Raw genomic sequence first — 9,906 nt, 5'->3', positions numbered from 1 at the left:
AAAAAAAAATCTTTGTGGATAAGTATTGAAATTTATTGTTTAAAATTTACTGATCAAATTTCATTTTTACCGGAAACTTAAAATAGCTTCTCACTGCCTGACCGAATTTATCTTTTCCAGGAGTCCATTTTCCTTTTATACTCATAATTGTACGAATTGCTTCCTTGTTGAAATCTGCATTTTTGCCATCGGCTTTCAGACCTGAAATTGTTCCGTCTTTTTCAACGATAAATGTTACTGTTGTGGAAAGTAATCCTTCGTTCTCAAAATCTGCAGTATCAAATTTATCAATTACTTTATTTCTAAAAGCATCAATACCTCCTATGAAATTAGCTGCCACTGATAATTCTCCCATTCCTACGATCCCATCACCAGATGGTTTAATGATTACAGGATCTTTAATTGGTAAATTTCCAGTACCATTATCCGGTGTAATGGTTGTTGGCTGATTTTGAGTCGTCACGGCACCATCAGGATTATTTACAGTTCCGGCAACAGCATCATCAGGTTTTTTAGTTGGAATCTTTGAATCATCCGCATTTCTTGTCGGATTAAGCTCACGGTTATCGTATGTTTTAATATCCTGAGCAGCAGGTTTTACTGCCTGAGGTTCCTGCTTTTTTATTTCAGGTTCTGGCTTTTTGTCCGGTATCTCATAGATCGGATCTAAAATAACAGGTGTATATTCAGTTTCTGTAATAGAATCTCCTTTTGGAGATATTACATAAGCTGTCAAAGAAATTCCTGCAATCACAGCCAAACTTAAAAACAAAGATTTTGCTAAGATTCTGTTGGATTCTGTTCTGAGATCATATGCTCCATATTCTTTATTACGGTGTTCAAACACAATTTGGTTAAAACTTAATTCCGGATCTGAGAAAAAATGTTTCATGATAAAAATGCATTAAAGGATTTGTAAAATAATTTATTTTCAGAGTATTATCTGATTACAAAAAAAATGCATCAAAATTTTTGCCAAATTTTTAACAATTTGACAAACTTATATGCTAAACATTGATAATTTTAAATTTAACTGAAAGTAGATTCAAATAAGAGCTTTAAAAAAATGTAAACGAAAAAAAATCTGCTTCAAAAAGCAGATTTTTTATTTTATTTCTTTACAAATTTTAAATTCCTATCAAATATCTGGAGAAGATAAACACCTGGCGAAAGGCTTGTAATATCAACCGGTTTTGAGGGTTGATAAACTCCACTTTGTACCAACCGCGCATCAGCAGAATAGATTTTGAACTCAGATGATCTATTTACTCCTTTCAGATAGATTTCATTTTTTGCAGGATTTGGGTAAATTCCGAAAGTATCTGCATCCAATTCTTCGATTCCTAAAGTAGCATCCTGAGCAACTGTAGAATTTTTTTCTAAAATCTGATATTCGTAATTAAATTCAACACTTGCGACCGTAAAGCTTACTGTTTCAGTAAAATATTGATTATTAGAAGTATTATTCAAAGCAAAATAAGCCACCTGACCTGCGGTTCCATTTACTTTTATCGGAAGAGGCAGTTCAAAAAAGCTTACCGAAGCATGACTTTGAGTTTGTGCCGCCTTGAAAGTTAATGAGTTTCCTGTCTGTTTCCAACGGATATCATATACAGGATAACCCTGACCATAAATCCAGTCGTTTAGAAACTCTGTGAAGTCTTTACCCGTAGATGTTAAGAAGGAGTTCTTCAAATCTGTTGTTACGGCATAATTATAAGCAAGATTAGGCCTTGCGTGATAGTCTTTTACTGCATTATAGAAAGCTGTTTCGCCTAAGATCCATTTCATCATTCTCAGGACGTAAGCACCTTTTCCGTAAGATAATCTACCACTGAAAATCGTTCCCACACTTCCTAAATTAGCATCAGCAACATAAACACTTCCACCGGGTTGGCTCATGATATAATTTCTTTCAGAGATCAGATAGTTTAAAAACTCAGGCTGCGTCATCAGTAGTTTTTCATTAGCCAAATGTTGTCCGAAAGTTGCAAAACCTTCGTTGAGCCATATATCATTCCATGCTCCGCAGGTTACTTTATCTCCAAACCATTGGTGAGCAAGCTCATGTGCAATTAAAGTTTTTTCCCAACTCCCCATTGACGACATCGTCTGATGCTCCATTCCACCTCCATACATAAATTGCATGTGACCGTATTTTTCGTTTCTGAAAGGGTAAGGCCCAAAATAAGTTTCGAAAGTTGTCATTGCCTGTTTAGTCCATTCAATATTTGCCATACTTGCCGGATTGGCTGCTGTTGAAGGATAAACATAGTTGATAAACGGAAACGGCGGTGTTCCGATGATATCTGTAAGTTTAGTAAAATTTGTAATTGAAATGGCAATTAAATAAGCTGCGGTTGGATATTGGGTACGCCAGAAAGTTCTTTTCAGATTTCCTGCCAGTAAAGTTTCAGACATCAACGTTCCGTTGGATGCAACATTGTACTGTGAAGGAGCTGTAATTTTAATATCAAACCTTTCAATTTTATCATTTAGACTCTGTTTGGTTGGAAACCAGTCCTGAGCGCCATAAGGTTCACTTAAAGTTGCCATTACCGCAGTTCCCGCCTGTGTGCCTGTAGAAAAGGCATTGAGTGCTGTTGACGGAGCACCACTGTAATTAATGGTAAGTGAATCCAGAACATTAGCAGAGATTGGGTTTTGAAAATCAATTTTCACTTCCTTTGTTGCCAACTGCTGAAAAGTAAGATTCACACCGTGATACTGAACCGAAGAAACCGTAAGCGTATTGGAAAGATCAAAATAAATACTGCTCATCGCCTGACTGGGTTTAAAATGAGAAGTTACAGATCCCGAAACATTATAGACAGCAGGATTTAGAGACAAATCCATTCGTTGATATTGCAGATCGTAATTGAGTGTATTGGGATTGGTATTACCCGCATTCATTTTAGCTGCGAAAGATTTCATTTCCTTACTTCTCAATCCTTTCATATCGATATTCTGGTCTTGAGCCGAAAATATTTGAAATGTAAAACTCACCAGGAAAAGAATATATATTTTTTTCATTAAATCAATAATTATATTGCATCAAAGATAAAAAAAACCTCTTAATCAGAGATTAAAAGGTTTCAAAGTTTATCTAAATTAAATTTTTTACAAATCTAATGTTGGTTCGATCAACTGCTCCATTCTTTTCTTTACCATATCTACAGAACCAGCATAATTATTAACCAGCAATGAGAAAACCAACGTTTTACCGGAGTTGGTTTTAATATAACCTGCCAGAGCTTTAACTTTATTTAATGTTCCTGTTTTGGCAAAAACCTGCCCGTTTCCTGTTTCAAGGAACATTCTTTTTAAAGTTCCCGACTGTCCACCGATTGGAAGAGAATTAAAATAAGTCTGATAATATTTTGTTCCCATCAGAGAAGTCAGATATTTAACTTGGGAAATTGGAGTTACTTTATTGCTTCTGGAAAGACCGCTTCCATCCATATAAGTTAAGCCTTCAAGGTCAAAAGCAGCATCCTTTAAATGTTCAGTTACCGTTTCCCTGCCAGCTTCCGGAGTCTGATTTCCTTTTTTAAAGTAACCAACTGTCTTCAACAAAGCTTCAGCAAGTGAATTATCACTTCTCTGATTGGTGTAATAAACGATATCGGCCAAAGTAGGAGATTTATACATACTTACTGTCTTTCTGATTTCCGGCTGAGCATCGGTAGTTTTGGTCTGTACTTTTCCGGTAACTGCAAGACCGCTTTTCACAAGACTTGCTCTAAAAGAGTTGGCAAGAAAAGCAGGTGCATCAGGCAGTTTCGTTGTTAAGATACCGTCGCCGTCGTATTTTTCAGCATATACCATCTGATTGGTATATGGCGAAACGTAAAAATATTTTTTGTCGTTGCTGATGGTTGTATTCTTTTTAACGATCAGCTTCTCATTCATCGGATTGATTTCCTTTGTAGTACCGGCAGGAAGATAGTAATTATTGTTTTCCAACCACACAACATTTTCCGGAAGTCTCGTAATGTTACCTTTGAAAAGCGCTGTCTGAATGACAATATCACCATTTACCTTTTTAATACCTTCTCTGGAAAGTCCCTCTGTGAAATCTGTAATAATCTCTTTGTAAGACCAAGCACCCGCTTTATTGGTTCCCAAAGACGGATCGCCGCTGCCTACTATATAAAGATTACCGTTCAAAACTCCATTTTCATCAACAGTTCCTGAATATTCAAGTTGCGTCATCCAACGGTAGTTTTCACCTAAAAGGCTTAAAGCGGTTTCTGTAGTGAGCAATTTTGTTGTAGAGGCAGGTACCAAAGGCGTGTTTTCATTATAAGATGAAATCACTTTTTTGGTTTTCGGATCATAGATTACAAATCCCCAGGTTGCATTTTTCAGCACGGGATCAGCCATCATTGTGTTTACATTGATATCTACAAGTTCTTTTGGAGACAGAATTGTCTTCTCTATCATCGCAACCGGCGACGGAAGGTTAAAAGATTTCTGACTTTCTGAATTGGGATTGAAAAGAACTGTAGAAACGGTAGTCTGAGCGAGGAATAAACCTGAGGCCAATACCGTAATACCTGAAATGTATTTTCTGAAATTTACCATCAATTTTTTTCTTTTTTGTCTGTATTTATGATTGAATTGCGATATAAAAGTTAAACCTAAACATCACACTCAAACATATTACCAACGATCAAATGTAGAAATTATTGTTAGAAATCAGCACATTAGCTAATGATAAAACGAATTAAAATATGTTAAACTTTGTTAAAAGTCTATTAATACGTGTTTTTTGACGCTCTGGTAGGCCGTGATCTCATCAAACTCTTCGAGGCTTTTTAAAACTAACTTTTTAAACGAAGCATATTTATTTCCTCTCGGAAGTTTGATCAGAATCTGAAACTGAAACATATTATTAATTTTAAAAACCGGTGATTTTTCAGGGCCTAAAACGCATTCTTCAGGCAAGTATTTTCGGAGAACCGAGCCCATAAACTGTGAAGCTCTTGTAATTTTGTCTTCTTTTCTATGGCTGAGCTGCAGCATAATCATTTTGGTGTACGGCGGATAATGAAATTTCTTTCTTTCCTTTAAAAAATAGTCATATGTTTTCGCAGGATTATTCATTTTAATCAACTGAAAAACAGAGTGATCCGGATTATAGGTTTGAATTAAAATTTTTCCCTCCCCAGAAACACGACCCGCTCTTCCCGAAACCTGAGTGATCAGCTGGTACGCACGTTCTTCAGCTCTGAAATCCTGAACGTAAAGCATAGAATCCGCTTTTGGAATAGCCACCATTTCTATATGATCAAAGTCTAAACCCTTGGAAATCATCTGAGTTCCGACCACGATGTCGGTTTCTCCTTCCTCAATTTTTTCATAAAGTTTTTCGTAAGCAAATTTTTTACGCATCGAATCTACATCCATGCGGTCAACTTCGTTATCCGGAAATAATTTTGAAACCTCCTCGTGGATCTGCTCTACTCCAACGCCTCTTTCGTTAAGATTTTCTGAAAAGCATTTCGGGCAGGCCTTTGGTTTTGAAGCCCGCTGACCGCAGTAGTGGCACTTCATCTCGTTGGCCGATTTGTGATAGGTCATTACAACATCACAATTTGAGCAGTAATTAACGTAACCACAACTTTCACACTCAATTACATTGGCGTAACCACGGCGGTTGTGAAGAATGATGCCCTGATTGTTTTCGTCAACTGTTTTTTTAAGTTCTTCCAGCATTCTGAAAGAAAAATTTCCGTTGACATGTTTGGAATCCTGAGCTTCTTTAAAATTAATTAATTCAAAGACCGGAAGGGCAACTTCGCCAAATCTTTTATCTAAAAAAACATATCTCAAGCGGTCTTTCTGACCTAAATAATATGATTCTACCGACGGCGTTGCCGAACCTAAAATCACATTTGCATCGTAGAAATTTCCCAGCACCAAAGAGACATCTCTGGCATTGAAATACGGCGAAACATCTTTCTGTCTGTAAGCGGAATCGTGCTCTTCGTCAACGATGATCAGACCTAAATTTTCATAAGGCAAAAACAGCGCATTCCGCGTGCCGATGAGGATTTTTATATCATTTCGGCTGATTCTCTTCCAAACTTCCACCCTTTCAAAATCAGTCAGTTTTTGATGGTAAAATCCGAGCTGGCTGCCGTATTTTTTTTCTAAACGCTGCGTAATCTGTTTGGTTAAAGAGATTTCAGGCAATAAAAAAAGTACATTTTTGCCCTCAGCAATGCATTCTTCAATTTTTTCTAAATAAATATGCGTTTTCCCTGAAGAAGTTACTCCGTGAAGCAAAACGTTTTTACCTTCTTCAAAAGCAGCGTCGATTTCTTCTTTTGCTACTTTTTGAATATCCGAAAGTTCTTCAATCTCTTCAATTTCTCCGCTGTAGCTTTCAATCCTGTCTTTTTGCCTGTAATATTCCTCAATAAAACCTTTATCTGCCAAAGCTTTAAAATGAGAAGACGAAAAATAACCGTCTTCAAACAAATCTGATTTTTTCAGAGGCTGGTTCGGATTTTCGGTCTGTTTTTCGAGAATGTGAAGAAATAATTCTTTCTGTTTTCTGGCTTTTGTTAAACCTAAAAGAATTCCTGTGAGGCTTTCATTTTTAAGAACCTCATCACTGATTTTTACGTAAGCCACTTCTTTGGCTCTGTATTTTTCAGCGACCTTTTCGTCAATTTCAATATATTGAAGATCGATTAATGAGTTGATGGTTTTGATAATATCTTTCTTCGGAATAAAAGCTTCAATATCTGTGAGATTAATCAACTGACGGACCTCAAGCGCCTGAATAAGATACATTTCGTTGACATCCAGAATCTCAAAATTGATGACCGCGTTGGGTTTTAATTTTAAATATGTTTCACTTTCCAGTTTCAAAGAAGACGGAAATGCAAAACGGTAAATCTCGCCCAAACTGCACAGATAATAGTCTGAAAGCCAGTTCCAGAATTTTATCTGTTCATCAGGAACAATGGGTTTGCTGTCTAAAATACTGATTACTTCCTTTGCAACGAAATTTTCCGGAGCCTGATCATGAAGCTCAAAAACAATCCCCGTATAGATTTTTTTTCCGCCAAAAGGTACGAGCACCCGCATTCCGCATTGAATCTGTTCAATAATTTCTTCCGGAACTTTGTAGGTGAAAGATCCTTTAAGGTTTAGCGGTAAAATAATCTGGGCGTAGTGCAAGAGAAATGTTTAATGTGTAAAATTAATTGTTTCTGAAGAGAAGTGCAATTTTTTGTGAGGTAAGGTTAAGGATGAGGATGATTCTTCGTTACAATGAATACTGTTAAAACGTTGAATCGCTCGCAGCCCGACCTGAGTGGAGCTCTTTTTTCTGGCATTGCGATGAAAAAATCGAGTAAAATCGCTACAAGTTGTTCGCGATGACAGAAAAAAAGCGGGAACGGAGGGCGGATACAGCTGCCCAAATAAAAAAACTACTTAAAATAAATTCAATAATCTGATACAGCAAGACCTTTGAACAATCATGGTTTGATTAATTCACCGTATCCCACAAAGTCATTACTTCTACTTTTTCCAATGCTTTTGAAAGTTTAATTCTTTTGGAAGTTTTCGGCAGTAAATCGAAAAAGTTATCGCTGAAATGCGTTTCTCCCATCAGATAAACGTTTTTCGACAAAACATCGGTTGATATTTCAATTTCTGTCGGTGAAATTTTCTTGATTTTAAGATTAGGCTTTGTGAGTTTTAAATCTTTTGGTTTTGCGAAAAAATGAATGTTTTCAGAAATAATTTTTTCATTAACATCCTTCATGATCACTTTTAGAAAAACTTCATTTTTATCTGAATTGGAGATTAAATTTTCAATTTTAACCGGATCAAATTTCACGATATCGTTTAAGATTTTTCCGTCGGGAACATTCACTGTTTCAGTCAAAATTTTACCATTAAAATCAATCACCTGAATTTTAATGAAAACATCATCAAACTTTTTCAATTCATCATTAATTCCATAAAAGTTTAAAATATTGTCTATTTCTTCCGTTAAAATCACCTGATTTTCAAAACTTCTTTTCACCTGATAATGCAAAGCTTTCCAGTTACCCAGATAATCAATCGATGACCATGAAATCACCGGCCAGCAATCGTTGAGTTGCCAATACAACGTTCCCATATTGTAAGGTTTTGCGCGGCGGTGGGCTTCAATAGCAATCTGCATTCCACGGGCCTGAAGCAGTTGGGAAACGTAATTGTATTTCACAAAATCTTTCGGAACCACATAATCCCGCTTCATATATTCGTTGATGATATGAAAACCCCGGGCATTTTTTTCGTGTGCTTTGATGGTTGGATTTTCTAAACTTAAATCTTGTTTTCCTGAAAACATACATTTTACCGCTTCCATACTTGGCATTCCCTGAAAACCGTATTCTGAGGCAAATCGCGGGACTTTCTCGTTGTAAATTTCGAACGGAAATTCGCCCCACCAAACGCCCCAATAATGAGAATCACCTTCGGTTAAACTTTCTTTGTGTCCCCATCCTATCGATGGCGAAGTCGGCCAGTAGATATTTTTTTCTGAAGTTAAATTTTTCTTCAAAGCATTCGGTATTACCTCATGAAAAACTTTTTTGTAATCTTTCCAGACCTGCAGTGAATCTTCTTTTGAATATTTGAACTGTTTCTGATAGCCCCAGTTGACAATTGCTTCATCTATTTCATTATTTCCGCACCACAAAGCGATCGATGGGTGATTTTGAAGCCGGTTGACCTGATCTCTGACTTCCTCTTTCACGTTATTTAAAAAATCTTCATCTGCCGGATAAAAACTTCCGGCAAACATAAAATCCTGCCACACGAGAATTCCGTTTTCGTCGCAGGCCTTGTAGAATTCATCATCTTCGTAGATTCCGCCGCCCCAAACACGGATCATATTCATGTTGGCATCTTTGCAGTCTTTGATGAGCTTCTGATATTTTTCTTTGGTAATTCTCGGTGTAAAACTGTCAGACGGAATCCAGTTGGTTCCCTTTGCGTACATTGGATTTCCATTGACTTTAAAGTAGAAAGATTTTCCCTTTTCGTCTTTTTCCTGAATTAATTCGATGGTTCTTAATCCAATCGTCTCATCTTTTTTATCGATAATTTGAGCATCCTTTTTCAGCGCAAATTTTAAAACATAAGTCATCGCTTTTCCCCATCCGTTCGGTTGCCAAATATGTGGATTTTCAATTTTAAATGGAACTGAAATTTTGTTTAAACCTTTTTTCAGAACAATATCATGATTTGTTTTATCTGTTGTAAAACTATATTTGCCCTCTTTTTCTACAAAAATTTCTGAATGAATATTTAAATCAGCTTTTTGCTTTGTTAAAGATTTCTGCTCTATTTTTATATTTTCAAGTTTTGCATGATTCCAGAAATTCAATTTTACATCTTTCCAGATTCCTGCAGTAACCAATCTCGGTCCCCAATCCCAACCAAACTGATATTGTGCTTTTCTGACAAAACTTCGGGGAGATTCCGGCATGGTGAATGGAATTTTTTCAGCTAATTCTTTTCCGACGTTGACAGAAGATTTAAATTTTATCTGCAACATATTATTTCCAACTTTCAAATCATTTTTTACCGGAATTTTCCATGTTCTGAACATGTTGTCTGTTTTTTTCAGCAGTTTTCCATTTAAATAAATTTCAGAAAAAGTATCCAATCCATGAAAAACCAAATCCGCATTTTGATTCTGTAATTCTTTGGCTGAAATTTTAAAAACCGTCTGGTAATCCCAGTCTTCATTTTCAACCCACTGTACTTTTTTTTCATTCTCATCTTTATACGGATCGGGAATAATTTTATGATCAATCAAATCTAAATGAACGGTTCCCGGGACCGCGGCCGATAGCCAATTTTTATCTTTTGCATTTTTAAACTGCC

The 9,906-nt window shown here is 36.3% G+C and carries 5 protein-coding genes; all 5 read right to left on the bottom strand.

The annotated features are described in order from the left end of the window. Window positions 1–46: 46 nt before the first annotated feature. Window positions 47–892, bottom strand: a complete 846-nt coding sequence (locus ASG21_RS06495; protein WP_056077227.1) for a hypothetical protein — start codon at window positions 890–892, stop codon at window positions 47–49. A gap of 218 nt (window positions 893–1,110) precedes the next feature. After that, complete coding sequence (locus tag ASG21_RS06490) at window positions 1,111–3,033, bottom strand: M1 family metallopeptidase (RefSeq protein WP_056077225.1); 1,923 nt, start codon at window positions 3,031–3,033, stop codon at window positions 1,111–1,113. 87 nt (window positions 3,034–3,120) lie between these two features. After that, on the bottom strand, window positions 3,121–4,587 hold the full coding sequence (dacB, locus tag ASG21_RS06485; protein WP_056077222.1) for a D-alanyl-D-alanine carboxypeptidase/D-alanyl-D-alanine-endopeptidase: 1,467 nt from the start codon (window positions 4,585–4,587) through the stop codon (window positions 3,121–3,123). A 162-nt stretch (window positions 4,588–4,749) separates the two neighbouring features. Further along, window positions 4,750–7,197, bottom strand: coding sequence for a primosomal protein N' (gene priA / locus ASG21_RS06480; protein ID WP_056077221.1), 2,448 nt, complete (start codon window positions 7,195–7,197; stop codon window positions 4,750–4,752). 313 nt (window positions 7,198–7,510) lie between these two features. Continuing rightward, window positions 7,511–9,906 (bottom strand): glycoside hydrolase family 2 protein (locus ASG21_RS06475; protein WP_056077218.1); only part of this gene is annotated, 2,396 nt, incomplete at its 5' end.

The sequence above is a fragment of the Chryseobacterium sp. Leaf394 genome (assembly GCF_001424105.1).
Lineage (GTDB): Bacteria > Bacteroidota > Bacteroidia > Flavobacteriales > Weeksellaceae > Chryseobacterium.
Note: the sequence above shows the minus strand (reverse complement) of the source record. Positions and strands in the feature narration are given on the sequence as shown.

Coding starts and splice junctions, on each gene's coding strand:
- ASG21_RS06490 (WP_056077225.1), bottom strand. CDS start 3,033: ATGAAAAAAATATATATTCTTTTCCTGGTGAGTTTTACATTTCAAATA.
- ASG21_RS06495 (WP_056077227.1), bottom strand. CDS start 892: ATGAAACATTTTTTCTCAGATCCGGAATTAAGTTTTAACCAAATTGTG.
- dacB (WP_056077222.1), bottom strand. CDS start 4,587: ATGGTAAATTTCAGAAAATACATTTCAGGTATTACGGTATTGGCCTCA.